Annotated in this window: 21 protein-coding genes and 2 tRNA genes; 18 read left to right on the top strand and 5 right to left on the bottom strand. The window is 58.8% G+C overall.

Annotated features, from left to right (window positions below; genetic code table 11):
- Window positions 1–13 precede the first annotated feature (13 nt).
- The 3 genes from carA (at window position 14) to greA (ending at window position 4974) form a co-directional block, all read left to right on the top strand.
- Window positions 14–1147 carry a glutamine-hydrolyzing carbamoyl-phosphate synthase small subunit gene (gene carA / locus A0251_RS11970; RefSeq protein ID WP_062817085.1) on the top strand — a complete coding sequence of 378 codons (1134 nt, stop codon included), beginning with the start codon at window positions 14–16 and terminating at the stop codon, window positions 1145–1147.
- Between the two features lie 66 nt (window positions 1148–1213).
- Window positions 1214–4432 carry a carbamoyl-phosphate synthase large subunit gene (carB, locus tag A0251_RS11965; RefSeq protein ID WP_062817084.1) on the top strand — a complete coding sequence of 1073 codons (3219 nt, stop codon included), beginning with the start codon at window positions 1214–1216 and terminating at the stop codon, window positions 4430–4432.
- A gap of 65 nt (window positions 4433–4497) precedes the next feature.
- Window positions 4498–4974 carry a transcription elongation factor GreA gene (gene greA / locus A0251_RS11960; protein WP_082810870.1) on the top strand — a complete coding sequence of 159 codons (477 nt, stop codon included), beginning with the start codon at window positions 4498–4500 and terminating at the stop codon, window positions 4972–4974.
- Between the two features lie 94 nt (window positions 4975–5068).
- Here the strand turns inward: greA and A0251_RS11955 are convergent, their stop codons facing one another.
- Complete coding sequence (locus A0251_RS11955) at window positions 5069–5383, bottom strand: YhbY family RNA-binding protein (protein WP_062817190.1); 315 nt, start codon at window positions 5381–5383, stop codon at window positions 5069–5071.
- A gap of 159 nt (window positions 5384–5542) precedes the next feature.
- Between A0251_RS11955 and rlmE the strand changes: the two genes are divergently transcribed.
- From rlmE to pnp, 15 genes are all read left to right on the top strand, one after another.
- Window positions 5543–6169, top strand: coding sequence for a 23S rRNA (uridine(2552)-2'-O)-methyltransferase RlmE (rlmE, locus tag A0251_RS11950; protein WP_062817082.1), 627 nt, complete (start codon window positions 5543–5545; stop codon window positions 6167–6169).
- A 125-nt stretch (window positions 6170–6294) separates the two neighbouring features.
- Complete coding sequence (gene ftsH, locus A0251_RS11945; RefSeq protein WP_197461919.1) at window positions 6295–8199, top strand: ATP-dependent zinc metalloprotease FtsH; 1905 nt, start codon at window positions 6295–6297, stop codon at window positions 8197–8199.
- Window positions 8200–8259: 60 nt separating this feature from the next.
- On the top strand, window positions 8260–9057 hold the full coding sequence (folP, locus tag A0251_RS11940; RefSeq protein WP_082810869.1) for a dihydropteroate synthase: 798 nt from the start codon (window positions 8260–8262) through the stop codon (window positions 9055–9057).
- A gap of 17 nt (window positions 9058–9074) precedes the next feature.
- Entirely contained in the window at window positions 9075–10409 is a 1335-nt protein-coding gene (gene glmM, locus A0251_RS11935; RefSeq protein ID WP_062817079.1) for a phosphoglucosamine mutase, read from the top strand.
- A gap of 44 nt (window positions 10410–10453) precedes the next feature.
- The gene (gene tpiA / locus A0251_RS11930; protein ID WP_062817078.1) at window positions 10454–11200 is read left to right on the top strand and encodes a triose-phosphate isomerase; all 747 of its coding nucleotides are present in this window, start codon (window positions 10454–10456) and stop codon (window positions 11198–11200) included.
- A 10-nt stretch (window positions 11201–11210) separates the two neighbouring features.
- Window positions 11211–11657, top strand: a complete 447-nt coding sequence (gene secG, locus A0251_RS11925; RefSeq protein WP_062817077.1) for a preprotein translocase subunit SecG — start codon at window positions 11211–11213, stop codon at window positions 11655–11657.
- Window positions 11658–11671: 14 nt separating this feature from the next.
- Window positions 11672–11757: transfer RNA gene (locus A0251_RS11920), tRNA-Leu, on the top strand.
- Window positions 11758–12168: 411 nt separating this feature from the next.
- Window positions 12169–12245 (top strand) — tRNA-Met (locus A0251_RS11910).
- Window positions 12246–12418: 173 nt separating this feature from the next.
- Window positions 12419–12874 (top strand): ribosome maturation factor RimP, encoded by a 456-nt coding sequence (gene rimP / locus A0251_RS11905; protein WP_062817075.1) that lies wholly within the window; start codon window positions 12419–12421, stop codon window positions 12872–12874.
- A gap of 39 nt (window positions 12875–12913) precedes the next feature.
- Window positions 12914–14422, top strand: coding sequence for a transcription termination factor NusA (gene nusA / locus A0251_RS11900; RefSeq protein ID WP_062817074.1), 1509 nt, complete (start codon window positions 12914–12916; stop codon window positions 14420–14422).
- A gap of 483 nt (window positions 14423–14905) precedes the next feature.
- On the top strand, window positions 14906–17596 hold the full coding sequence (gene infB / locus A0251_RS11895) for a translation initiation factor IF-2 (RefSeq protein ID WP_062817073.1): 2691 nt from the start codon (window positions 14906–14908) through the stop codon (window positions 17594–17596).
- A gap of 19 nt (window positions 17597–17615) precedes the next feature.
- Window positions 17616–18026 carry a 30S ribosome-binding factor RbfA gene (gene rbfA, locus A0251_RS11890; protein ID WP_062817072.1) on the top strand — a complete coding sequence of 137 codons (411 nt, stop codon included), beginning with the start codon at window positions 17616–17618 and terminating at the stop codon, window positions 18024–18026.
- Between the two features lie 17 nt (window positions 18027–18043).
- Window positions 18044–18961 (top strand): tRNA pseudouridine(55) synthase TruB, encoded by a 918-nt coding sequence (gene truB / locus A0251_RS11885; RefSeq protein WP_062817071.1) that lies wholly within the window; start codon window positions 18044–18046, stop codon window positions 18959–18961.
- A 77-nt stretch (window positions 18962–19038) separates the two neighbouring features.
- Window positions 19039–19308, top strand: a complete 270-nt coding sequence (rpsO, locus tag A0251_RS11880) for a 30S ribosomal protein S15 (protein WP_062817070.1) — start codon at window positions 19039–19041, stop codon at window positions 19306–19308.
- Between the two features lie 246 nt (window positions 19309–19554).
- Window positions 19555–21648, top strand: a complete 2094-nt coding sequence (pnp, locus tag A0251_RS11875; protein WP_062817069.1) for a polyribonucleotide nucleotidyltransferase — start codon at window positions 19555–19557, stop codon at window positions 21646–21648.
- An 83-nt stretch (window positions 21649–21731) separates the two neighbouring features.
- On the opposite strand, the gene A0251_RS17520 is transcribed toward pnp, so the two are convergent.
- The 4 genes from A0251_RS17520 to panC form a co-directional block, all read right to left on the bottom strand.
- Window positions 21732–22043 carry a TRL-like family protein gene (locus A0251_RS17520; protein ID WP_062817068.1) on the bottom strand — a complete coding sequence of 104 codons (312 nt, stop codon included), beginning with the start codon at window positions 22041–22043 and terminating at the stop codon, window positions 21732–21734.
- 231 nt (window positions 22044–22274) lie between these two features.
- Window positions 22275–24212, bottom strand: a complete 1938-nt coding sequence (acs, locus tag A0251_RS11865) for an acetate--CoA ligase (RefSeq protein ID WP_062817067.1) — start codon at window positions 24210–24212, stop codon at window positions 22275–22277.
- 286 nt (window positions 24213–24498) lie between these two features.
- Window positions 24499–24879 (bottom strand): aspartate 1-decarboxylase, encoded by a 381-nt coding sequence (panD, locus tag A0251_RS11860; RefSeq protein WP_035248421.1) that lies wholly within the window; start codon window positions 24877–24879, stop codon window positions 24499–24501.
- Window positions 24880–24967: 88 nt separating this feature from the next.
- Window positions 24968–25825, bottom strand: a complete 858-nt coding sequence (gene panC / locus A0251_RS11855; RefSeq protein WP_062817066.1) for a pantoate--beta-alanine ligase — start codon at window positions 25823–25825, stop codon at window positions 24968–24970.
- Window positions 25826–25935 lie beyond the last annotated feature (110 nt).

Here is a 25935-nt window from a genome sequence, read left to right as displayed (position 1 = left end):
CCTGGAGGTTGCGTTGACGGTTCCCGCCATTCTCGCTCTTGAAGACGGAAGCATCTTTCGGGGTGTTGCTATCGGTGCCACGGGTCAGACCGTGGGTGAAGTGGTGTTCAACACCGCTATGACCGGCTACCAGGAAATCCTTACGGATCCCTCCTACGCCAAACAGATTGTGACCCTGACCTATCCTCATATTGGCAACACCGGTGTGACGCCCGAGGACGAAGAGTCCGCGCAGATCTGGGCGTCCGGCCTGGTGATTCGCGATCTGGCCATGACGGTCAGCAACTGGCGTAGCCAGCAGTCCTTGCCGGACTACCTGCGCGACAACAATATCGTGGCCATTGCGGAGATCGATACCCGCCGCCTGACCCGTATCCTGCGGGACAAGGGTGCCCAGAACGGCTGCATCCTTGCCGGCGATAACCTGGATGAGTCCAAGGCACTGGAAGCGGCCAAGGCCTTCCCGGGGCTCAAGGGCATGGATCTGGCCAAGGAAGTCACCGTCAGTGATGCCTATACCTGGACCGAGTCCACCTGGGATCTGGAAAAAGGCCACACGGAGGGCGTCGATAGCCGCTTCCATGTGGTGGCCTATGATTATGGCGTCAAACGCAACATCCTGCGCATGCTGGTGGAGCGCGGTTGCAAGCTCACGGTGGTGCCGGCGCAGACCCCGGCCGCTGACGTGCTGGCCATGAATCCTGATGGCATCTTTCTGTCCAACGGCCCCGGGGATCCGGAGCCCTGTGATTACGCCATCGAGGCCATCAAGGAGATTGTTGCCACCGGCAAGCCGGTGTTCGGTATCTGCCTGGGCCATCAGCTGCTGGCGCTGGCCAGCGGGGCGAAAACCATGAAGATGGGCACCGGCCACCACGGTGCCAACCACCCGGTGAAAACCCTGGCCGACGACACGGTGATGATTACCAGCCAGAACCATGGTTTTGCCGTGGATATGGACTCCCTGCCCGACAATCTGAAGGTGACGCATGTGTCCCTCTTCGATGGCACCTTGCAGGGTATTCACCGCACCGATGTGCCGGCCTTCAGTTTCCAGGGGCACCCGGAAGCCAGCCCGGGTCCGCGAGACTGTGCGCCGCTGTTCGATCATTTCATCGAACTGATGGAAGCCAGCAGCCAAAAGTAAGCCAGAGCCAGACCCGGCTTCGCCGGGTCCCTGATGCAGCCATTTACGTCTGACGGTTAGTGAACTATGCCGAAAAGAACTGACATACAAAGCATTCTCATCATTGGCGCTGGCCCGATTGTGATCGGTCAGGCCTGTGAGTTTGACTACTCCGGTGCCCAGGCCTGCAAGGCCCTGCGTGAAGAAGGGTTCCGGGTCATCCTGGTGAACTCCAATCCGGCCACCATCATGACCGACCCGGCCATGGCCGATGCCACCTATATCGAGCCGATCACCTGGCAAACCGTGGCCAAGATCATCGAAAAAGAGCGCCCGGACGCCCTGCTGCCCACCATGGGCGGGCAGACTGCCCTGAATTGCGCCCTGGATCTGGACAAGCACGGTGTGCTGGCCGAGTTCGGTGTGGAAATGATCGGCGCCACCCAGGATGCCATCGACAAGGCGGAAGATCGGCACCGTTTCGACCAGGCCATGAAAGCCATCGGTCTGGAATGCCCGCGCTCTGCCATCGCCCACAACATGGAAGAGGCCAATGCGGCCCTGGAAGATCTGGGTTTTCCCTGCATCATCCGGCCCAGTTTCACCATGGGCGGCTCCGGTGGCGGTGTTGCCTATAACCGGGAAGAGTTCGAGGAAATCTGTCAGCGTGGCCTGGACCTGTCGCCCACCAACGAGCTGTTGATCGACGAGTCCCTGCTGGGCTGGAAAGAGTACGAGATGGAAGTGGTCCGCGATAAAAAGGACAACTGCATCATCGTTTGCTCCATCGAAAACTTTGACCCCATGGGCGTGCACACCGGTGACTCGATCACCGTGGCACCGGCGCAGACCCTGACCGATAAAGAGTTCCAGATCATGCGCGACGCCTCACTGGCGGTGCTGCGCGAGATCGGTGTGGAAACCGGCGGTTCCAACGTACAGTTCGGGGTCAACCCGGACAACGGCCGCATGGTAGTGATCGAAATGAACCCGCGGGTGAGCCGTTCTTCGGCGCTGGCGTCCAAGGCCACCGGCTTCCCGATTGCCAAGGTGGCCGCCAAGCTGGCGGTGGGCTACACCCTTGACGAACTGCAGAACGAGATCACCGGCGGCAAGACTCCGGCCTCTTTCGAGCCGTCCATCGATTACGTGGTTACCAAGATTCCGCGCTTCAACTTTGAAAAGTTCGCCGAAGCCGACGCGGTGCTGACCACCCAGATGAAGTCCGTGGGCGAAGTGATGGCCATTGGCCGCAACTTCCAGGAATCCGTACAGAAAGCCCTGCGCGGTCTGGAAACCGAGTCCGTGGGCTTTGATCCCAGCGTGGATCCGTCCGCGCCGGATGCCCGCGAGCAGGTGGCCCAGTTGCTGGCCACGCCGGGCCCCGAGCGGATCTGGATCGTCGGTGATGCCTTCCGGGTCGGTATGACCGTGGATGATGTGTTCAATATCACCAAGATCGACCGCTGGTATCTGGTGCAGATTGAAGATCTGGTGCGCGCCGAGCAGCAGCTGGCAGCCACTACCTTCAGCGACCTGAGCCGTGACAGTCTTTACGCACTCAAGCGCAAGGGGTTCTCCGATGCCCGTCTGGCCCAGCTGCTGGGGGTGAAGGAAGCGGACGTGCGCGGCAAGCGCGAAGAGCTGGGTGTGCAGCCCATCTACAAGCGAGTGGATACCTGTGCGGCGGAATTTTCCACCGACACCGCCTACATGTACTCCAGCTATGACGAAGAGTGCGAGGCGAACCCGTCCGACCGTGACAAGATCATGGTCATCGGTGGTGGCCCCAACCGGATCGGTCAGGGGATCGAGTTCGATTACTGCTGTGTGCACGCCGCCTTCGCCATGAAGGATGACGGTTACGAGACCATCATGGTCAACTGTAACCCGGAGACCGTGTCCACGGATTACGACACTTCCGATCGCCTATATTTCGAGCCGGTGACCCTGGAAGACGTGCTGGCCATCGTCGCCAAGGAAAAACCCAAGGGTGTGATCGTGCAGTACGGCGGCCAGACGCCGCTGAAGCTGGCCCGTGCCCTGCAGGCCGCCGGTGTGCCCATTATTGGTACTCCGCCGGATGCCATTGACGAGGCAGAAGACCGTGAGCGTTTCCAGCAGATGGTCAACAAGCTGGGCCTCAAGCAGCCGCCCAACCGTACCGCCCGCTCCATGGAAGATGGGGTGCGTCTGGCGGAGGAAATCGGTTATCCGCTGGTGGTGCGTCCCTCCTATGTGCTGGGTGGTCGTGCCATGGAAATCGTCTACAGCGAGGCCGAGCTGCGCAACTACATGATGAACGCGGTTTCCGTGTCCAACGACTCGCCGGTGCTGCTGGATCGCTTCCTGGATGACGCCATCGAGGTGGACGTGGATGCGGTCTGTGATGGCAGCGACGTGGTAATCGGCGGCATCATGCAGCATATCGAGCAGGCTGGCGTACACTCCGGTGACTCCGCCTGTTCGCTGCCGCCGTACTCCCTGGACGAAGAGGTGCAGAACGTGATGCGCCAGCAGGCCGCCGATATGGCGCTGGAGCTGGGCGTGATCGGCCTGATGAATGTGCAGTTCGCCGTCAAGAGCGGTGAGGCGTATGTTCTGGAAGTGAATCCCCGTGCCTCACGGACCGTGCCCTACGTGTCCAAGTGCATCGGCGTGTCTCTGGCCAAGGTGGCCGCCCGTTGCATGGCCGGTACCAGCCTCAAGGAACAGGGCTTCACCGAAGAGGTCAAACCGCAGCACTACTTCGTGAAGGAAGCGGTCTTCCCGTTTGCCAAGTTCCCGAAAGTAGACCCGATCCTGGGCCCGGAAATGAAATCCACCGGGGAAGTGATGGGTGTGGGTGCCACCTTTGCGGAAGCCTTTGGCAAGGCGTCCCTGGGTGCTGGCGAAAAACTGCCGGAAAAAGGTACCGCCTTTATTTCCGTGCGGGAAGTGGACAAGCCGGCGGCCATTGATGTGGCGCGTATGCTGATCGAGCGTGGATTCAACCTGGTGGCCACCCGCGGCACCGCCAAGGTGATCAGTGACGCTGGTCTGGAAGTGAAAGTGGTCAACAAGGTGCTGGAAGGACGTCCGCATATCGTCGACATGATCAAGAATGACGAGATTGCCCTGATCGTGAACACCACCGAGGGCAAACAGGCGATTCGTGATTCCTTCGCCATCCGTCGCTCTGCCCTGCAGCACCGGGTGTTCTATACCACCACCATTACGGCGGCCCATGCGGTGTGTCAGGCGCTGGGTATCAGTGGCGAGCCGACGGTTCGCCGCTTGCAGGATTTGCACGCCCAAATGCAGTAAATCGTCCCATGGAGCGCTCGGAGCCGAGTGCTCCGGGCGGTTTCCATAAAAAGACGAGGACAACTATGCAACGCATACCAATGACCGCCAAAGGGGCCGATGCCCTGCGTGCGGAGCTGGAGAAGCTGAAGCGGGAAGATCGCCCGCGCATTACGGCTGCCATTGCCGAGGCTCGTGAGCATGGCGATCTGAAAGAAAACGCGGAATACCATGCGGCCCGTGAGCAGCAGGGTTTCTGCGAGGGGCGGATCAACGAGATCGAGTCAAAGCTGGGCGCCGCGCAGATCATCGATATCACCGAGCTGGAAAACACCGGCAAGGTGATCTTTGGCGTGACCGTCACCATCATTGATGTGGATACCGACGAAGAGAAGGTTTACCAGATCGTGGGTGACGACGAAGCCAACATCAAGCAGGGCAAGTTGAGCGTCAATTCTCCCATTGCCCGCGGCCTGATCGGCCGGGAAGAAGGTGATGTGGTGCAGATCGATACTCCCGGGGGCACCCGCGAGTATGAGGTCGACAAGGTCGAGCACATCTGAGTTGCAAGTTGAAAGGTTCAAGTTGTAAGGGAAAAGAAAAGGCGACGTTTAACGTCGCCTTTTTCATAAGGCCTGCGAGGAGGTCAGGCGGCAGTTATGCGTCCTGATAGCGCAGGATATTGGATAGTTTCGGGTTGGGTTTCTGTGCCGGCCGGTAGAGCAGGGCAATGTTGCCGATGCGCTGGATCAGCTCGGCGCTACCCTTTTCGCTCAGGGCCTGGACGATGGCGGCCCGGTCGTCACGGGTTTCCGCATTGACCTTCACCTTGATCAGTTCGTGGTCTTCCAGGCGCAGGTTCAGCTCTTCGATAAAGGTTTCGGTAAGGCCTTTGCCACCGAAAATGAGCACGGGCTTGAGGTGGTGGCCAATACGGCGCAGCCGTTTGATGTCCTGTTGCGATAGCGGCACGGTGTGGCTCCAGAGCTGCAAGGTGTCGCCAGCGGGGCGACACAGGAAATAAGGGAATGTCCGGGTTGCCCCGACAGTGGGCGTATTCTACGGGTTAGCAAATTGAAAAGCAGCCGTTACGCACAGGAACGGCAAACCGGGTGGGTGAGGTAATCTCTGATGGCGAAATCGAGCCGTTCCAAAACCAGCAAGGCCTGGCTCAAGGAGCATTTCAGCGACCAGTGGGTGGCGAAGGCCCAGGCGGAGGGCTACCGCTCCCGCGCCAGCTTCAAGTTGCTGGAAATGCATGAGAAGGACCGCCTGTTCCGGCCCGGTATGACGGTGCTAGACCTGGGGGCCGCGCCGGGTGGCTGGTCCCAGGTGGCGGGCCGGCTGATGGGTTCACACGGCACTGTCATCGCCAGCGATATCCTTCCCATGGACGCCTTGCCGGATGTGACCTTCATCGAAGGGGATTTTCGGGAAGATGCCGTGTATGAGCAAATCCTGGCGGCGCTCGGGGATCGCAAGGCAGACCTTGTAATGTCCGACATGGCCCCCAATATGAGTGGTAACAAGGGCGTGGATCAGCCGCGGGCCATGTATCTGGCGGAGTTGGCGCTGGATATGGCCGAGCGGGTGCTGGAACCGGATGGCCAGTTTCTGGTCAAGGTATTTCAGGGCGAAGGGTTTGATGAGTACCGGCAAATGCTGCTGCAGCGTTTTGACCGGGTTGTCAGCCGCAAGCCGGCCGCCAGCCGGGCCCGATCCACCGAGGTGTACCAGCTGGCGAGTGGTCTGAAATAAGCCGTAAAATGGCCGTTTTGCTGTCCGAACCGGCATTACTCAGGGTTCGGCAAATGGTGTAAGGTGTAAATTCGTTATTGTGCGCGTCAAGCGCCCGGAATTGATCGAGGTCTCCCTTGAACGACATGACCAAGAATATTGTGCTGTGGCTGGTTATCGCCGGCGTCCTTTACGTGGTGGCGTCCAGCATCAGCACCCAGCCTGCAACAACCAGTATTCCCTACTCGGACTTCATCTCGCGGGTAGAGAGTGGTGACGTGCAGGAAGCCAAGATCGGCGAAAGTGCGATTACCGGCACCTACAAGGATGGCAGCCAGTTCAAGACGGTCAAACCGCCGACCCTGGACACCAACCTGATGCCCACGTTGATCCAGAACAAGGTGAATGTGGTGGGTGTGGAGCCGGAGCGCCAGGGTTTCCTGATGCAGCTGTTCCTGTCCGTACTGCCGATTCTGATCATCCTGGCTATTTTTATCTTTTTCATGCGCCAGATGCAGGGCGGGGGCCGAGGTGGCAGTGGCCCGATGACCTTTGGTAAATCCAAGGCGAAACTGCTGGGCGAAGACCAGATCAAAACCACCTTCGCCGATGTGGCGGGCGTGGAAGAGGCCAAGGAAGAGGTGCAGGAGCTTGTGGAGTTCCTGCGCGATCCGGCCAAATTCCAGCGCCTGGGCGGCAAGATTCCCCGCGGTGTGCTGATGGTTGGCTCTCCGGGTACCGGTAAGACCCTCCTCGCCAAGGCGATTGCCGGTGAGGCCAAGGTACCGTTCTTCAGTATTTCCGGCTCTGACTTCGTGGAAATGTTCGTGGGTGTGGGTGCCAGCCGTGTGCGCGACATGTTCGAGCAGGCCAAGAAGCATTCTCCCTGCATTATCTTCATCGACGAAATTGATGCGGTGGGGCGCTCCCGTGGCGCCGGCCTGGGCGGTGGTCACGATGAGCGTGAGCAGACGTTGAACCAGCTGCTGGTGGAAATGGATGGCTTTGATGGCAATGAGGGCATTATCGTGATCGCCGCCACCAACCGTCCCGACGTGCTGGACCCGGCGCTGTTGCGCCCGGGCCGTTTCGACCGTCAGGTAACGGTGCCGCTGCCGGATATCCGTGGCCGCGAACACGTGCTCAAGGTGCACATGCGTCAGGTGCCTATCTCCGAAGATGTGGACCCCAGTGTGATTGCCCGTGGTACTCCCGGTTTCTCCGGCGCGGACCTGGCCAACCTGGTCAATGAAGCTGCTCTGTTCGCTGCCCGTGCCAACAAGCGCATGGTGTCCATGGAGGAGTTCGAGAAAGCCAAGGACAAGATCCTGATGGGCGCCGAACGCCGCTCCATGGTGATGAGCGAGAAAGAAAAGCTGAATACTGCCTATCACGAGGCGGGTCATGCCATTGTCGGGCGTCTGGTGCCGGAACATGATCCTGTCTACAAGGTCAGCATCATTCCCCGTGGCCGGGCCCTGGGTGTGACCATGTACCTGCCGGAAGAAGACAAGTATTCCCAGTCCAAGCGGGGTCTGGAATCTTCCATCTGTTCGCTCTACGGCGGTCGTCTGGCCGAGGAAATGACATTGGGCTTCGACGGTGTCACAACCGGTGCCTCCAACGACATTGAGCGTGCTACCAAGCTTGCCCGTGCCATGGTGACCAAGTGGGGGCTGAGCGAGAAGCTGGGCCCGCTGGCCTACGAGGAAGAAGAGGGTGAAGTCTTCCTGGGCAAGCAAATGTCCCAGCGCAAGAGCATGTCCGAGCAGACCGCTGAAGAGATTGACCGCGAGGTGAGGGCCATCATTGATAGCTGCTATGGCCGAGCCAAGCAGATTCTCGAGGACAACCGCGACAAGCTGGACCTGATGGCGGAAGCCTTGATGCAATACGAAACCATTGATGCCGGTCAGATCGACGACATCATGGCTGGCCACAAGCCTCGTCCGCCGAAAGACTGGCGCGATCAGGGGCCGGGCAATGGTGCCGCCACCGGCGATAAAGAGCCGGGTGACGATGCCATCGGTGGGCCTGCCAATACTCACTGATCCATGATTGAAACGCTGACCTGTGGGGCGCGGACACTAGACCTGTCCGCGCCTGTCGTTATGGGGATACTGAATGTAACCCCGGATTCCTTTTCCGATGGTGGCCGCTTTACCGAGCGGGATGCTGCCCTGCGTCAGGCGGAGCGAATGCTGGCGGATGGTGCGGCCATTATTGACGTGGGCGGCGAGTCCACCCGTCCCGGTGCGGCACCGGTGTCCGAACAGCAGGAGCTGGACAGGGTGGTGCCGGTCGTCGAGGCGCTGACGTCGGAGCTTGATGCCCTTGTGTCTGTGGATACCAGCACTGCCGCAGTGATTCGTGGTGCCGCGGCAGTAGGCGCAGGCATGATCAATGATGTCCGTGCCCTGCGCCGATCCGGGGCCCTGGACGCTGCGGCTGCCAGCGGGTTACCTGTGTGTCTGATGCACATGCAAGGAGAGCCCGGCAACATGCAGGACGATCCCCGTTACCAGGACGTCACCGCCGAGGTGGTCGATTTCCTGCGCCAACGCATTGCCGCCTGTGGGCAGGTGGGCATTCCCCGCGAACGACTGCTTGTCGATCCGGGTTTTGGCTTTGCCAAAACCGTGGCGCACAACCTTACGCTAATGCATGAAATGGCCGCTTTGCAGGAATTGGCACTGCCAATTCTGATCGGTATTTCACGCAAGTCTCTGTTTGGTAAACTGCTCGGCCGGGACGTGAATGAGCGATTGCCCGCCAGTCTGGCAGCGGCCGTGATGTGTGTTGAGCGCGGTGCAATGATCGTTCGCGCACACGATGTGAAGGAAACCGTGGATGTGGTGCGTTTCGCACACGCCGTTCGGCAATCAGTCGATAGTGAGCGCACAAAATAACTGCACAAGGAGTCGTCATGGCGCGTAAATATTTCGGGACAGATGGTGTGCGGGGCACGGTAGGGGAATTCCCCATTACTCCGGATTTCGTCCTCAAACTGGGTTGGGCGGCCGGTAAAGTGCTGGCTGCCCGCGGCGGCAGCAAGATTCTGATTGGCAAGGATACCCGTATTTCCGGGTATATGTTCGAGTCGGCCCTGGAAGCGGGCATTTCTGCGGCGGGTGTTGATGTGCGTCTGCTCGGCCCTCTGCCGACACCGGGCATTGCCTATCTGACCCGGACGCTATCGGCCCAGGCAGGTATTGTCATTTCCGCCTCCCATAACGCCTACACCGATAACGGCATCAAGTTCTTTGGCGCGGACGGCCGCAAGCTCAGTGATGATATCGAGCTGGAAATCGAGCGGCTGCTGGATGAAGAGATGTCGGTCGTGGCCACTGACCAGCTTGGCAAGGTGCGCCGGATTGATGATGCCCGAGGTCGGTACATTGAATTCTGCAAGAGCACGGTGCCTGGGCTGAACCTGAATGGCATGAAGATTGTGGTCGATACCGCCAATGGTGCGGCGTACCACATTGCCCCGGATGTGTTCGAGGAATTGGGCGCTGAGGTGGTGGCCCTGGCCAACACGCCGGACGGCTTCAATATCAACCGCGATTGCGGCTCCACGCATCCGGAAAAGCTGCAGCAGCGTGTGCTTGAGGAAAAAGCGGACCTCGGGGTGGCGCTGGATGGCGATGCGGACCGGCTGATCATGGTGGATCACAGCGGTAATCTGGTGGACGGCGATCAGCTATTGTTTGTAGTGGCCCGCGATCGCAAGGAGAGCGGGGCGGAACTGCCCGGCGTAGTCGGTACCCTGATGTCCAATTTCGGTCTTGAGCTGGCCCTGCAGGCGCTGGATATTGAGTTCGTGCGTGCCAAGGTGGGGGATCGTTATGTGATGGAGCAGCTTGACCAGCGTGGTTGGTTAATCGGTGGCGAGTCTTCCGGCCATCTGGTTTGTCTGGATCGCACGTCCACCGGAGATGGCACGGTTTCAGCCTTGCAGGTTCTGGCAGCGCTGTCACGTCGAGACCAGAGCCTGGCGGAGGCGGTGGCGGATGTGGCCTTGTTGCCCCAGACGATGATCAACGTGCGAGGCCCCAATCGTGACGGCTTTATGGACAAGCCCGAAGTCAAAACGGCCATGGCGGAAGCCGAAAAAGCGCTGGCCGGTAATGGCCGCATCCTGCTGCGGCCTTCCGGCACCGAGCCTTTGGTGCGGGTGATGATCGAGGGCAAGGACCCGGACCAGGTGGCTGCCCTGTGCCGCGAGTTGGCGGATGTGGTGGAAAAGGCGATTGCGTAATCGCCCTTGGGCTTGCGGCATTTTTCTATTCAAGGAAATGACAAATGAAATCAAGAACACCGCTGGTTGCCGGTAACTGGAAAATGAACGGGCGGGAGGCACTTCTGTCTGAGATGGCGGAAGCGTTGGGCAGCTATGAGGGTGTGGCGCAGGTGTTGATCTGTCCGCCCTTTCCTTACCTGGCTGCGGCCAGAAGCCAGCTGCCGGCGGCCATCAAGGTGGGTGGGCAGAATCTGAGTGATCAGGATGATGGGGCTTTTACTGGCGAGGTGTCCGCAGCCATGCTTGCGGAGGTGGGCTGCAGTCACGTGATTGTGGGTCATTCCGAACGCCGTGCCCTGTACGGGGAAACCGATGCGGTGATCGCCGACAAGTTTTCTCGCGCCCAGGCCGCGGGCCTGGTTCCGATCCTCTGTGTGGGAGAAACCCTGGAAGAGCGTGAGGCCGGAAACACGGAATCCGTGGTCTGTGGACAGTTGCAGGCGGTGATTGATGCCGTGGGTATTGCGGCTTTCGGTAAGGCGGTGGTGGCCTATGAACCTGTGTGGGCCATCGGCACCGGCAGGACTGCCAGCCCGGAGCAGGCCCAGGAAGTGCACGCCTCGTTGCGGGCGTCATTGGAAAAAAACGATCCGGATATCGCTGAATCGCTGTGCTTGCTTTACGGCGGCAGTGTAAAGGCGGATAATGCCGCCCTTCTGTTTGCCCAGTCAGACATCGATGGGGGTCTGATAGGTGGGGCATCGTTAACAGCTGACAGTTTTATTGCTATCTGTCAGGCGGCGGAATAATAGAGTCATTATGGATATTGTTGTTCACGTAGTGCATGTACTGGCGGCCCTTGGCCTGATCGGTCTGGTGCTGATTCAGCACGGTAAAGGTGCCGATGCCGGAGCCTCTTTCGGTGGCGGGGGATCGCAGACCGTATTTGGCAGTGCCGGGTCAGCCAATTTCCTGACCCGTGCCACGGCGCTGCTGGCGGTGGTGTTCTTTGTCACCAGCATGGCGCTGGCCTGGATGGCGCGCCAGGAAGCCGAGGGTGTGCGCAGCTTCTTGCCGGAACTGGAAACCCTTGAGCAGCAGGAAGACGATGTGCCCGCGGCTCCAGTGGATTCTGATGTGCCCGCCACTCTGTCAGAGGTGCCTGTGGCATCCGATGAGGTGCCGGCGCAAAAAGAGGTTTCGGATGTGCCTCAAGCTGGGGTAGAATCCCCGGCCCCGACTGAAGTGCCTCAGTCGGAGCAGTAAGTAAAGCGTTCTTTGCCGAAGTGGTGGAATTGGTAGACACGCTATCTTGAGGGGGTAGTGAGCTTCGCTCGTGCCGGTTCAAGTCCGGCCTTCGGCACCAATTTGGAAGAGAGGTCCTGAGTGGATCTCGGTCCGGCCAGACAGCGCTTGACTGTCTTGATCGGGGTGATGGCGGAAGTCTGCGATCACCAAAACGGCACAACGCGGTTGTGTCTGCCGGCCTGGTTTCTGCGACAAAAAACGTCGCCAGCCGTGTCGGTAATGCGGGCACAGGAGTGCTTGCAGCTGCACAGAAGGGGCGTGCTCCTTGTTGTGCTAAGGCAGCGAAAAATAAATGTTTTTTTCGTCTTCGCCTTGACAGAGTGAGCGCCTCTAAGTACTATTTGCGCTCGATATTTGAGGCCGGTTGAGCAGCTTTAGCGAGTCAGGCTCAGTCAGCTGGAACCAAAAGATCTGCACGCACCAGAATGCAGATCGAGTGCCGAGGGGCGCTTACGGTTCAACGGTTTATTGCGGGGTGGAGCAGTCTGGTAGCTCGTCGGGCTCATAACCCGAAGGTCGTAGGTTCAAATCCTGCCCCCGCTACCACTTAGAAGAACCGGCTACGGCGGGTTCAAAGCGGACAAAAGGCCCCTCTAGCAGGGGCCTTTTGTTATCCGCAGCAGTGGAATGGGCGGTGGATGTGCGGTCGATTGCATGGCTTCCTTGCAGTGGCTGTATTGTCCCCAGGCCCATTTTTTGTTTGTACTGTCGGAAAGGACATGTCGAAACGCGTAGAGCAATTGACGGAGCTGCTGGCTCCGGTCGTTGAGGACTTGGGCTTCGTGCTTTGGGGTATTGAACATATCCAGGGGCGCGGGGCTGTTTTGCGTGTCTATATCGACCACAACGACGGTATCACAGTAGATAATTGCGCGGCGGTGAGTCACGAAATCAGCGGCGTGCTGGATGTGGAAGATCCAATACCTGGCGAATACAACCTGGAGGTGTCTTCGCCGGGGATGGATCGGCCCATGTTTGATATTGCGCAATATGCCGACTATATCGGTGAAGATGTTCAGCTGAAGTTGCTGGCACCGGTTTCAGGCAAGCGTAAAATAACGGCGGCCATTGTGGCCGTGGATGGCGAAACGCTGGTGGTGGAGCTTGATGGCGACACTCTGCGTATTCCTTACAGTCAGGTAGATCGTGCCCGGTTGCAGCCTCGCTTCGACTGAGCACGCCCTGAAGAACTTTGTCTTTGTAAAGGCTTGGCCATGAACAAAGAGATCCTGCTGGTAGCGGAAACCGTATCAAACGAAAAAGGCGTCAGCCGTGACGTGATTTTCGAGGCCATCGAGCTGGCACTGGCGGCCGCTACCAAAAAACGCTTTAAGGAAGAAGACGTGGAAATTCGCGTGGATATTGACCGGGTATCCGGCGATTCCCGCACGTTCCGCGTATGGCACGTCGTACCCGACGAAGAGCTTTATGAATTCGGTAAACAGCTGACCCTTGATGAAGCCCATGAGCAGGATCCGTCTCTGCAGATTGGTGACACCTGGGAAGAAGAGATCGAATCGGAAGCCTTCGGTCGTATCGGTGCCCAGACTGCCAAACAGGTTATCGTGCAGAAAGTGCGCGAAGCCGAGCGTCGCCAGATCATCGAAGAGTATCGTGATCGCATTGGTGAGTTGATCAGCGGCATCGTCAAAAAAGCCAACCGGGATTCCATCGTTCTGGATCTGGGCGGGAATGCGGAAGCGTTGATCACCCGCGAGCACATGATTCCCCGTGAAGCGGTGCGTCAGAATGACCGAATCCGTGCGTATTTGCTGGGCGTGAACGAAGAAAACCGTGGCCCGCAGCTGTTTGCCAGCCGAGCCTGCCCGGACATGCTGGTCGAGCTGTTCAAGATCGAAGTGCCGGAAATCGGTGAAGAGCTGATCGAAATCAAGGGCGCTGCCCGAGATCCTGGCTCCCGTGCCAAGATTGCCGTGAAAAGCAATGACCAGCGTATTGATCCGGTCGGTGCCTGCGTGGGTATGCGCGGTGCCCGTGTTCAGGCGGTCTCCAATGAGCTCGCCGGTGAACGTATCGATATCGTCCTGTGGGACGACAACCCGGCACAGTTGGTGATCAATGCCATGCAGCCGGCGGAAGTGGCTTCCATTGTTATGGATGAAGAAAGTCACTCCATGGATATCGCGGTGGAAGACGAGTCCGCTCTGGCTCAGGCCATCGGCCGTAGCGGCCAGAATATCCGTTTGGCCTCTGAACTGACTGGCTGGGAACTCAACGTCATGACCCTTGACGATGCCCAGAACAAACAGGAAGAGGAAGCTGCCCAGGCACTGGAAACGTTCATGAAAGAACTGGACGTGGACGAAGATGTTGCCGGCATTCTGGTGGATGAAGGTTTTACCACCCTGGAAGAAGTGGCCTACGTGCCGGAAGAAGAGATGCTCGCTATCGACGGGTTCGATGAAGATATCGTCGACGCCCTGCGCCAGCGCGCCAAGGATGTCCTGCTGACCAAAGCCCTGGTATCCGAAGAGAAATTCGAGCTGGCCGAGCCTGCTGAAGACCTTCTCAATATGGAAGGCATGGATCGTGACCTGGCTGTGGAACTGGCATCGCGCGGTATCCCCACCATGGAAGATCTGGCCGAACAGGCGGTGGATGATTTGATGGACATCAGTGGCATGAGCGAAGAGCGTGCCGCCGAGCTGATCATGACTGCCCGGGCCCCCTGGTTCGCTGATGAAAATGAAGCCGGGGCGTAACGGCCTTACAGGCTGCTGGAAAGCCCCTTGCGTGCTCAGTCTTTCAGGCTGGCTCGTAATCTAGGCGCAATTTTGAAGGTGTGTGTCCACCCATCGAAAAATTGCAACAACGAGTACGGGCCAGCCTGGAAGACCCGGAGGGCGCGGCCTGAAGCGCACATCTGCTGCGCCTTGCCTCTAGGAAAGGGAACCACCCTGTCCGTCGAGACAAGACACAACAGCTGCACGCTTCAGGCCACGCTGAGCATGCAAGGGGCTTTCCAGCAGCCTGTTAATCCTGGCGGATTGGACGCGGGCACCAACAGCAGGGTGTTGAAAAGGCCATAAGGTGCTTTTCAAGCTATCTTCGCGGTATGGCCCGCAAAGATAAGCACACAATGCGCTGACCGGAATGTGCCGGGCAGCGCGGTCATTCGCCCCGAGGGCAATGGCCCAGGCTATTTTCAATAGCCTGCTAGAGACGGACAGGAGAGTGTTGCTGACATGGCAGAAACGACCGTAAAGAAACTGGCCGACATCGTAGGGACCCCCGTCGAGAAACTGCTTTCGCAGATGAAAGACGCCGGGCTACCCCATGGCGATGCCAGCGAAGTGGTCTCCGATGAGCAGAAGCAGCAGCTTCTTGCCCATCTGCGCAAGTCCCATGGTGCCGCGGATACCGAAGCCAAGAAGATTACCCTCAAGCGCAAGTCCACCAGCACTATCAAGACCACCGGTGCGGCGGGCAAATCCAAGACCGTTAACGTGGAAGTGCGCAAGAAGCGCACCTACGTGAAGCGCGAAGCGCTTGAGGAGCAGGAACGCGAAGAAGCCGAACGCAAGGCGGCGGAAGAGGCTGCGCGTCTGGCGGAAGAAGAGAAACGCAAGGCGGAAGAAGCGGCCAAGCGTCAGGCCGAAGAAGAAGCGGCCAGCAAGAAAGAGGAAGAAGCCAAGGCTCGTGCGGAAGCCGAGCGTAAGGCTGCAGGTGAAAAGGCGGCGGAAGAAAAGACCAAGCGTGTCTCCGTGCCCAAGACGGCAACCGCCAAGAAGCCAGCCAAGACCGAAACCCCGGAAGAGAAAGCCAAGCGCGAGGAAGCGGAACGCAAGCAGCGTGAAGCGGATGAGGCCAAGCGCAAGCAAGAAGCCGAAGCTCGCAAGAAAGCGGAAGAAGAAGCCGCTCGCCGTACTGCTGAAGAAGCGGCGCGGATTGCTGCTGAGCTGGAAAAACGTGGCGATCAGGAAGAGAAAAAGCCTGAAGAAGAGGAAGACAAAGGGTCTTCCATTGTTGTTGCCGCCCAGGAAGCCAGTTATCAGCGTGAAGAGCGCCAGTCTCGTCGTCGTCGCCGCAAGCCGAAATCGGCGGGCGTTGCTCATGGGCAGATGAAGAGCTCCATGAACAAGCAGCACGGCTTTAAAACCCCGACGGAGAAGAAAATCTACGAAGTCGAAGTACCGGAAACCATTACCGTGGGCGATCTGGCCCAGCGCATGAACATCAAGGCCAAGGAACTGATCAAGGCCATGATGAAGATGGGTGAAATGGCGACGGTCAACCAGTTTATTGATCAGGAAACCGCGTTTTTGCTGGTGGAAGAAATGGGCCACAAGGCCGTCGCCAGCAAAGGTCAGGAAGAAGTTCTCGAAGATCACCTGGCCGATATGGTCAACCGTGACGATGTGGACCTGAATGATCGTGCGCCGGTAGTCACCATCATGGGGCACGTGGACCACGGTAAAACCTCCCTGCTGGATTATATCCGCAAGGCCAAGGTGGCCGACGGTGAAGCGGGCGGCATTACCCAGCACATCGGTGCTTACCACGTACAGCATGAGAAGGGCATGATCACCTTCCTGGACACCCCGGGTCACGCCGCCTTTACGGCCATGCGTGCGCGTGGTGCCAAAGCCACTGATATCGTGGTGATTGTAGTCGCCGCAGACGATGGCGTGATGCCGCAAACCGAAGAGGCGATCAATCACGCCAAGGCATCCGGTGCCCCGATCATCATTGCCGTGAACAAGATTGATAAAGAGCAGGCAGACCCGGACCGGGTTCGTAACGAGCTGGCCACCAAGGACGTGATTCCGGAAGAGTGGGGCGGTGAATATCAGTTCATCAACGTATCCGCGCACTCCGGCCAGGGCGTGGATGACCTGCTGGATGCCATCCTGCTGCAGTCAGAATTGCTGGAACTGAAATCGCCGGCCACCGGCTCGGCCACCGGTGTGGTGATCGAATCGCGCATTGAAAAAGGTCGCGGTACCGTTGCCTCCATTCTGGTGCAGGCAGGTGAGCTGAATATTGGTGACATGCTGCTGGCCGGTGCGCACTTCGGTCGCGTGCGGGCCATGGTGGACGAGAACGGCAAGCCGATCACCTCTGCCGGCCCCTCCATTCCGGTGGAAGTGCTGGGCCTGGACGGTGCCCCGGAAGCGGGTGAACAGGTACAGGTTGTTCCCGACGAGAAGAAAGCCCGCGAAGTGGCCGAGTTCCGTCAGGAGCGTGACCGTGACCTGAAGCTCAAGCGTCAACAGGCGTCCAAGCTGGAAAACCTGTTTGCCAACATGGGCAGCGAAGAAATCAAGACCGTCAACATCGTTCTCAAGACCGATGTGCGCGGTTCCCTGGAAGCCCTCACCGGTGCCCTTAATGATCTGGGCACGGAAGAGGTGAAGGTGAACCTGGTGTCTGCCGGCGTCGGTGCGATCAACGAGTCCGACGTCAATCTGGCCATGACCAGTGAAGCCGTGCTGCTGGGCTTCAACGTCCGTGCTGATTCCAAGGCCAAGAAACTGTGCGAGCAGGAAGGTCTGGATCTGCGCTACTACAGCGTCATCTATGAGCTGATCGACGACGTCAAGTCGGCCATGAGCGGCCTGCTGGCGCCGGAGAAGCGCGAAGAGATTCTCGGTACCGCCCAGGTTCGCGATGTGTTCCGTTCCTCCAAGTTCGGTGCCGTGGCTGGCTGTATGGTTATCGAAGGTACCTTGTACCGCAATCGGCCGATCCGCGTGCTGCGCGACGATGTGGTGGTCTTCGAGGGCGAGCTGGAGTCCCTGCGTCGCTTCAAGGACGACGTCCAGGAAGTTCGCAACGGCATGGAGTGTGGTATTGCCGTGAAGAGCTACAACGACGTGAAGGAAGGCGACAAGATCGAAGTCTTCGAAGTGAAGGAGGTGGCGCGCTTCCTGTAAGGAGCGTGCCCCGTTAACCATGAGTCGTCATCGTCGCCCGCAGGGCTTTAACCGCACTGATCGGATTGCCGACCAGATTCAGCGTGAGCTGTCGCGGTTATTGCAGTTTGAAATGAAAGACCCGCGGGTAAACCTGGCCACCATTCAGGATGTGACGGTGTCCCGGGACCTGTCCTTTGCCGACGTGTATTTCACGTTGCTTGGCAAAGGAGAGGAAGAGGGCGCGGAAGCGGAAGCCGTGCTGGTGAAAGCCAGTGGTTTCCTGCGCAGCAGCCTGGCGCAAAGCCTCAATACCCGCACTACCCCGAAATTGCGTTTCCATTACGACATGACCCCGGAGCGGGCGGCCCATCTTTCCCAGCTGATCGATGACGCCCGCGCGGAAGACCGGGAATTGCGTCCGGACAACGACGAAACCGAAAACGATTAGTGTAGCGGAGCTGTCAGGTGGCAAAACGTCGTCCCCGTGGCCGTAACGTCAACGGCATTCTGCTGTTGGATAAAAACAGTGGCGTCAGCAGTAATGGTGCCCTGCAGATGGCCAAGAAAATGTTTGCGGCAGCCAAGGCCGGCCACACCGGTAGCCTGGACCCACTGGCTACCGGGATGTTGCCGATCTGTTTTGGTGAAGCCACCAAGTTCAGCCAGTTCCTGCTGGAATCTGACAAGAGCTACCGGGTGACCGCCAAATTAGGCGTGATCACGGAAACCGGTGATGCGGATGGTGAGGTAGTCAGAACCGCCGACGTAACCGCCAGCCCGGCCCAGATTGAAGATGCCCTGATGTCCTTTAAGGGGGATATCGAGCAGGTGCCGAGCATGTATTCGGCGATCAAGTATGATGGCGTGCCGCTCTACAAGCTGGCCCGCGAAGGCAAAACCGTGGAGCGCAAAGCGCGCCCGGTAACGATTTATGATATCCGCATCCTGCGAATCGAAGGTGATGAGCTGGAATTCGAGGTGGATTGTTCCAAAGGCACCTATGTGCGCTCGCTGGTGGAAGATACCGGTGAAAAGCTGGGTTGTGGCGGCCATGTGACGGCGCTGCGCCGCTTGTCAGCCGGCCCCTACCCGGCGGAACGCATGCTGACCCTGGAGCAGCTGGGCAAGATCAAGGAAACCGGTGGTTTTGAGGCAATCGACGAGCTGCTCTTGCCTTTATCTACCAGCGTGGCAGACTGGCCGCGCATTGAGCTGGGTGATAATGCTGCCTATTACCTGCAGCAGGGTCAGCCAGTGATGAGCTCAGACCGTCCCGCGGACGGCTGGGTCAGTATTTACCAGGCATCCAGTGAAGAATTTCTGGGTGTCGGTGAAGTGCTGGAAGACGGGCGCATTGCGCCGCGTCGACTGGTATCGGGCTGAGACGCCCATCCACAGACGGCAGCTATAAATATGCATGGCTGACCGCGTCTTTTTATTGAGCATATTGGAGAAATAGCATGGCATTAACCACTGAACAGAAAGCGGAAATCCTGAAAGAGCACGGCCAGAAAGAAGGCGATACCGGTTCCCCGGAAGTGCAGATTGCTCTGCTGAGCGCCAACATCAACGGCCTGCAGGACCACTTCAAGGGTCACAAGAAGGATCACCACAGCCGTCGCGGCCTGATCCGCATGGTAAACCAGCGTCGTAAGCTGCTGGACTACCTGGCCAAGAAGGACCGTACCCGTTACCTGCAGCTGATTGAAAAGCTGGGTCTGCGTCGCTAAAAGACAGCAGATCGGGTAACCCCAACAGAAGCTCGGCAGCCGCCGGGCTTCTGTTGTTTCTGGCCTGCGGAAAATCGGGCGGTAAGATCGCGTCGAGGTATCGTGGGCCAGAGGGCTCAGGCGTGTCTCCGGGCCAATTTACGGTTGGGCCAGGCGCCCTGGCGGGATATGATGCCCGGGCAAAAGATGAATTGTTATCAGAGGCATGGGCCTCGAAGATTGTCGTGAAGAGAGAAGAGACGAGATATGTTCAATAAAATCACTAAACAGATTCAGTTCGGCCGTGACACGGTAACCCTGGAAACCGGGCAAATTGCCCGCCAGGCCACCGCCGCTGTCATGGTCCGTATCGGTGACACCGAAGTGCTGGTCACCGTAGTAGGCAAGAAAGAAGCGGATCCCAGCAAGAACTTCTTCCCCCTGACCGTTAACTACCAGGAAAAGACCTACGCCGCCGGCCGTATCCCGGGTGGCTTCTTCAAGCGTGAAGGTCGTCCCAGCGAAAAAGAAACCCTGACCTGCCGCCTGATTGATCGCCCCATTCGCCCGCTGTTTCCCAAGGGCTTCATGAATGAAGTGCAGGTTGTGGCCACGGTCATGTCCGCTGACAAGAACCAGGATCCGGATATCGCCGCCCTGATCGGCACTTCCGCCGCCCTGTCCATTTCCGGTATTCCGTTCGGTGGCCCTATCGGCGCCGCCCGCGTGGGTTTCAAGGATGGCATGTACATCCTCAACCCCAGCCGCAGTGAGCTGGAAGAATCCGCGCTGGACCTGGTGGTTGCCGGTACCGAGCCTGCCGTATTGATGGTGGAATCCGAAGCCAAGGAGCTGTCCGAAGACCAGATGCTGGGTGCGGTGCTGTTTGGTCACATGGAGATGCAGCCGGTAATCCAGGGCATCAAGGAATTTGCCGCCGAAGTGGGCACCCCGAAGTGGGACTGGCAGGCACCTGCCGAGAACACCGAGCTGAAAAACGCCATCAAGGAAAAGTTCGAAGGCGCTCTGGCCGAAGCCTATACCATCACCGAGAAGATGGCCCGTTACGCCAAAGTGGGCGAGCTGCGTGATGCCTGCGTAGACGCGTTTGCTACCGGTGAAGAAGGTGCCCCGGAAGCCGGCGAAGTGAAGGAGCTGTTCGGCAAGGTCGAGAAATCCGTGGTCCGTGAAGCTGTCGTGTCCGGCAAGCCACGTATCGACGGTCGCGCCCTGGATGCGGTGCGTGCTATCGAGTGTCAAGTGGGCGTGCTGGCCAAGACTCACGGTTCCGCCCTGTTCACCCGTGGCGAAACCCAGGCAATCGTTACTGCCACCCTGGGCGGCATGCGTGATGCCCAGTTTATCGATGCACTGGAAGGGTCCCGTCAGGACCACTTCATGCTGCAGTACAACTTCCCTCCCTACTGTGTGGGCGAAACCGGCATGATCGGCTCTCCCAAGCGTCGCGAGATCGGCCACGGCCGTCTGGCCCGTCGCGGTGTGGAAGCGGTCGTGCCCAACGAAAAAGATTTCCCGTACTCCATTCGCGTGGTGTCCGAGATCACTGAGTCCAACGGTTCCTCCTCCATGGCGTCCGTCTGTGGCACCTCCATGGCGCTGATGGATGCCGGTGTGCCCCTGACCGCGCCGGTGGCCGGGATCGCCATGGGCCTGGTGAAGGAAGAAGACGGCCGCTTCGCGGTACTGTCCGATATCCTCGGTGACGAAGATCACCTGGGCGACATGGACTTCAAGGTGGCCGGTACTGCCCGTGGCGTCACCGCCCTGCAGATGGATATCAAGATCGAAGGCATCACTGAAGAGATCATGGAAAAGGCCCTGGAGCAGGCCAATGCCGGTCGTATCCATATCCTCGGTGAAATGGCCAAGGCGATTGCTGAGTCCCGCACCCAGGTATCTGACAATGCGCCGACCCTGCTGACCCTGAAGATCAACCCGGACAAGATCCGTGACGTGATCGGTAAAGGCGGCGCCACCATCCGTGCGCTGACCGAAGAGACTGGCTGTACCATCGATCTGGAAGACGATGGCAGCGTGAAGATCTACGGTGAGACCCGCGAGAAAGCGGAAGAAGCCGTGCGCCGTGTGGAAGAGATCACTGCCGAAGCGGAAGTGGGTGCTATCTACGAAGGCAAGGTCACCAAGGTGGTGGATTTCGGCGCATTCGTGGCGATTATGCCCGGTACCGAAGGTCTGCTGCACATCTCCCAGATCGCTGAAGAGCGTGTGGAGAAGGTGTCTGACTACGTCAATGAAGGCGACCTGATCAAGGTGAAGGTGCTCGACGTGGATCAGCGTGGCCGTATCAAGCTGTCCATGAAGGAAGCCAAGGAAGACTAAACCCTTTCTTCGCTGCACAAAAAAGGCCGGCAAATGCCGGCCTTTTTTGTGTCTGAATACCGGGTTGCTGGCAAGAGCAGGCTTTAGTCACCACAGACGGTGGTGGTGGTTTCGCCGTACAGGCCGAGGATATTGGTGAAATGTACATCCACGGTGCCGACACGAGCGATACCGGCGTTCTGCTTGGCCTTGGCGGTGGAGGCGTCGCCCGTGGCCAGGAAGCCCAGGTAGTTTTTCATGGTGGCGCTGCCTTCCTTGGTGCAGGCAACAGCGTTGTCGCGCACGTCAACTGGGGCGGCCATGTCGCTGTAGATCAGGCCGGGGGAGTAGGGGGTCTGACAGCCGGTCAGGAACAGACTGCCGGAAACGGCGGCAAGCGCAATCAGCTTCTTCATGTTTTCTCCTTGGTTTTCAACATGTTGATTCCGTGCGCAAGGATGCCTTATGACAGAAATATGTCTGTCGGTCAGGCGATCTGATATATGTACGAAATTGACTATTGAGACTGTGAGAGAAATGCGAAGGGTAGGTGTGACAGGGGCAGGTAGCGTAATCTGCCGATCAACAACAAAAGGCAGCCACATGGCTGCCTTTTTGTTGTTGCTTGCGATGACGCTGGGTTTTGCTTACCGATTCAGCCGGGTATCGATCAGCTGATCCACCACCGCCGGGTCTGCGAGGGTGGAGGTATCGCCCAGGCTGTCCAGCTCGTTGGCGGCGATCTTGCGCAGGATGCGGCGCATGATCTTGCCGGAACGGGTTTTGGGGAGGCCGGGGGCGAAGTGGATCAGGTCCGGTTTGGCGATGGGGCCAATTTCCTGGGTCACCATATCCCGAAGCTCCTTGACCAGCTCCTCGCTGCCTTCCTTGCCGGCCATCAGCGACACGTAGGCATAGATACCCTGGCCCTTCACATCGTGTTGGTAGCCAACCACGGCAGCTTCGGAAATGCTGGTATGCAGTACCAGGGCGGACTCGATCTCGGCGGTGCCCAGGCGGTGGCCGGAGACGTTGAGTACGTCGTCCACCCGACCGGTGATCCAGTAGTAACCATCCTCGTCGCGACGGGCGCCGTCACCGGTGAAGTAGTAGCCCTTGTAGGCACTGAAATAGGTATCAATCAGCCGCTGGTGATCGCCATAGACGGTACGGATCTGGCTGGGCCAGCTGGCCTTGATGGCCAGATTGCCGGAGGTGGCGCCCTCCAGCTCGTTGCCGTCCGGGTCCATCAGCACGGGTTGCACCCCGAACATGGGCAGGGTGGCAGAGCCGGCTTTCAGATCCACGGCACCCGGCAGCGGCGCGATCATGATGGCGCCGGTTTCGGTCTGCCACCAGGTATCCACGATGGGACAGCGGGACTCGCCCACCACCTTGTAATACCACTCCCAGGCTTCCGGGTTGATCGGTTCGCCTACCGTGCCCAGCAACTTCAGGCTGGCCCGGGAGGTTTTGGTGACCGGCTCGTCGCCCAGGCCCATGAGGGCGCGAATGGCGGTGGGTGCGGTGTAGAAGATATTCACCTTGTGCTTGTCCACCACTTGCCAGCAGCGTGAGGCGTCCGGGTAAGTGGGGACGCCCTCGAACATCAGGGTGGTGGCACCATTGGCCAGCGGTCCGTAGACAATATAGCTGTGCCCGGTGATCCAGCCCACATCGGCGGTGCACCAGTAGATGTCACCCTCGTGGTAATCAAACACATATTTATGGGTCAGTGCAGTGTTGAGCAGATAGCCGGCAGTGGTGTGGACGACGCCCTTGGGCTTGCCCGTAGAGCCGGACGTGTAAAGGGTGAACAGCGGGTCTTCCGCCTCGACCCATTCCGGTTCGCAGTCGCTGGAGGCTTCCGCCATGGCCTCGTGGTACCAGACATCCCGGTCTGCCTGCCAGTCCACATCGCCGCCGGTGCGTTTGACCGTCAGGCAGGTATGCACGCTCTCGATCCCGGCCATGGCCTTGTCGGCATTCACTTTCAGGGGGACGGTTTTGCCGCCGCGTACGCCTTCATCGGCGGTGATGACGGCACAGGCACCGGCATCCTGAATGCGATCTTTCAGGGCTTCCGGGGAGAAGCCGCCAAACACGACGGAGTGAATGGCGCCGATGCGGGCGCAGGCCAGCATGGCGTAGGCGGCTTCGGGAATCATCGGCATGTAGATCACCACGCGATCGCCTTTTTTAACGCCACGGCTTTTCAGCACATTACCGAATTTGCTGACTTCCTCGAACAATTGCTGGTAGGAAATGTGCTTGTCCTGATCCGGCTCATCACCTTCCCAGATAATGGCCGTCTGGTTGGCCCGTTCTGGCAGATGGCGATCGACACAGTTGTAGCATACGTTGAGGGTGGCGCCCTTGAACCAGGCAGCACGGCCTTCGTGGAAGTCCCAGTCACTGACCGTGTCCCAGGGGGTTTTCCAGTCCAGTAATTCCCGGGCCCGGTCCGCCCAGAAGGTATCCGGGTCATTGATGGACTGGGCATACCATGTCTCGTAGGTATCGCGATCCATCAGGGTCTGGGCTTTGAAATCTGCGGGAACAGGGTGAATGTGGGTCTTGGACATCAGGGCCTCCTTGGGATACTGCCAGTGGGGAGCGCGCTTCAGGGGCTCCCGGCTTTCCCTTGATTATTGTGTGACGCTTCCCGGCTGGCTATTCAACCATGGTCGAAGGGGGGAAACGGCTAGGTTGCTACCAAGAGTAAACAATGTGTTGGTCAATGGCCAAGGACAGAACAGTGAACGACCGCAAATGCATGGCGGCGGGTGGGGAAGGGGCACGGGAAAGCGGAGGCATAAAAAAACGCCGGCAAAAGCCGGCGTTTCAGGAATTCCTTTTCAGGTTCCGGTATCAGGCGACCTGTACCGGAATCGCGTTGCTGGTGCCTTTGACTTCGTTGCCTTCCGCCATGTAGATCAGGCTGGGCTTGAAGTTGACCAGTTCGGCGCTGGAATAGCTGGCGTAGGCGCAGATAATCACCCGGTGGCCAGGCTGGGCTTTATGCGCAGCGGCACCGTTGACGGAGATGATCTTGGAACCGGCTTCGCCACGAATGGCGTAGGTTTCAAAGCGCTCACCGTTATCGATGTTATAGATCTGGATCTGTTCGTATTCCAGGATACCCGCCATGTCCATCAGGTCACCGTCAATGGCACAGGACCCTTCGTACTCAAGTTCCGCGTGGGTGACTCGAGCCTGATGGAGTTTTGCTTTCAGCATGGTGCACTGCATCTTGGTTACCTCTTGCGCTACCCGAAGCCTGCAGACACACGGTGTTGCCACCACACAGGCACTTCAAGGGGCCGGAAGTATGCATGAATCACCGGTCACGCACAACGGCCAGACTGACATTGTCTATCAATCGAGTATTCCCCAGTTTGGCGGCCACAGCGACCACCAGATCGGTATCCCCGGCGCTGGCGGGCGCCAGGCTGCGCGCGTTGGCGACAGTCAGATAGTCCACCTGGAAGCCGGCCTGGTTCAGGCTGTCCCGGTAGCGCTGTTCCAGGGCCCGATAATCCTGTTCGCCGCCTTCAATATCGGCTTTCAGGGTTTGCAGGGTTTGGTATATCTGTGGCGCGAGTGTGCGCTCACTTTCGGTCAAAAAGCCATTGCGTGAACTGCGCGCCAGACCGTCACTCTCCCGACTGGTGGGGGCGCCGACGATCTTGACCGGAAACAGCAGTTCTTCGCTCATGCGGCGAAGAATGGCCAGTTGCTGAAAGTCCTTTTCGCCGAATACGGCCACATCCGGCTGAACAATGTTAAACAGTTTGGCCACCACCGTGGTAACGCCCCGAAAGTGACCTTCCCGGCTGGCCCCGCACAGATGATCGCCCAGAGCGTCCACGTCTACCCAGGTCTGGTTCTGGCCAGAGGGGTACATCTCGTCCACGGAGGGGGCAAAGAGCAGGTCTGTGCTCGCGTCCACCAGGGCAGCGGCATCCGCGTCCAGGGTGCGCGGGTAGCGGTCGAAATCCTCGTTGGGGCCGAACTGGGTCGGGTTGACGAAGATGGAGACCACCACCACGTCGCAACGGGCACGGGCTTCCTTGATCAGGCTGATATGACCGTCATGGAGGTTGCCCATGGTGGGCACAAACCCCACGGACAGACCTTTCTGGTGCCAGCCGCGCACATATTCACGAACCTGGGAGACAGTATGGACGGTTTGCATCGGGAATCCTCGGGTAAGAAAGCTGCAAGCCACAAGCTTCAAGCTACAAGGCGCGGGGGAGGCCAGTGCTGACTGACTGGCTCCCTGCCCGCGATTTTTTGCCGGGGGAT

Origin of the sequence: Alcanivorax sp. NBRC 102024, assembly GCF_001602235.1 — a bacterium.
Lineage (GTDB): Bacteria > Pseudomonadota > Gammaproteobacteria > Pseudomonadales > Alcanivoracaceae > Alcanivorax.
The sequence above is the reverse complement of the archived record's forward strand: the minus strand, read 5'-3'. Positions and strand labels throughout refer to the sequence as shown.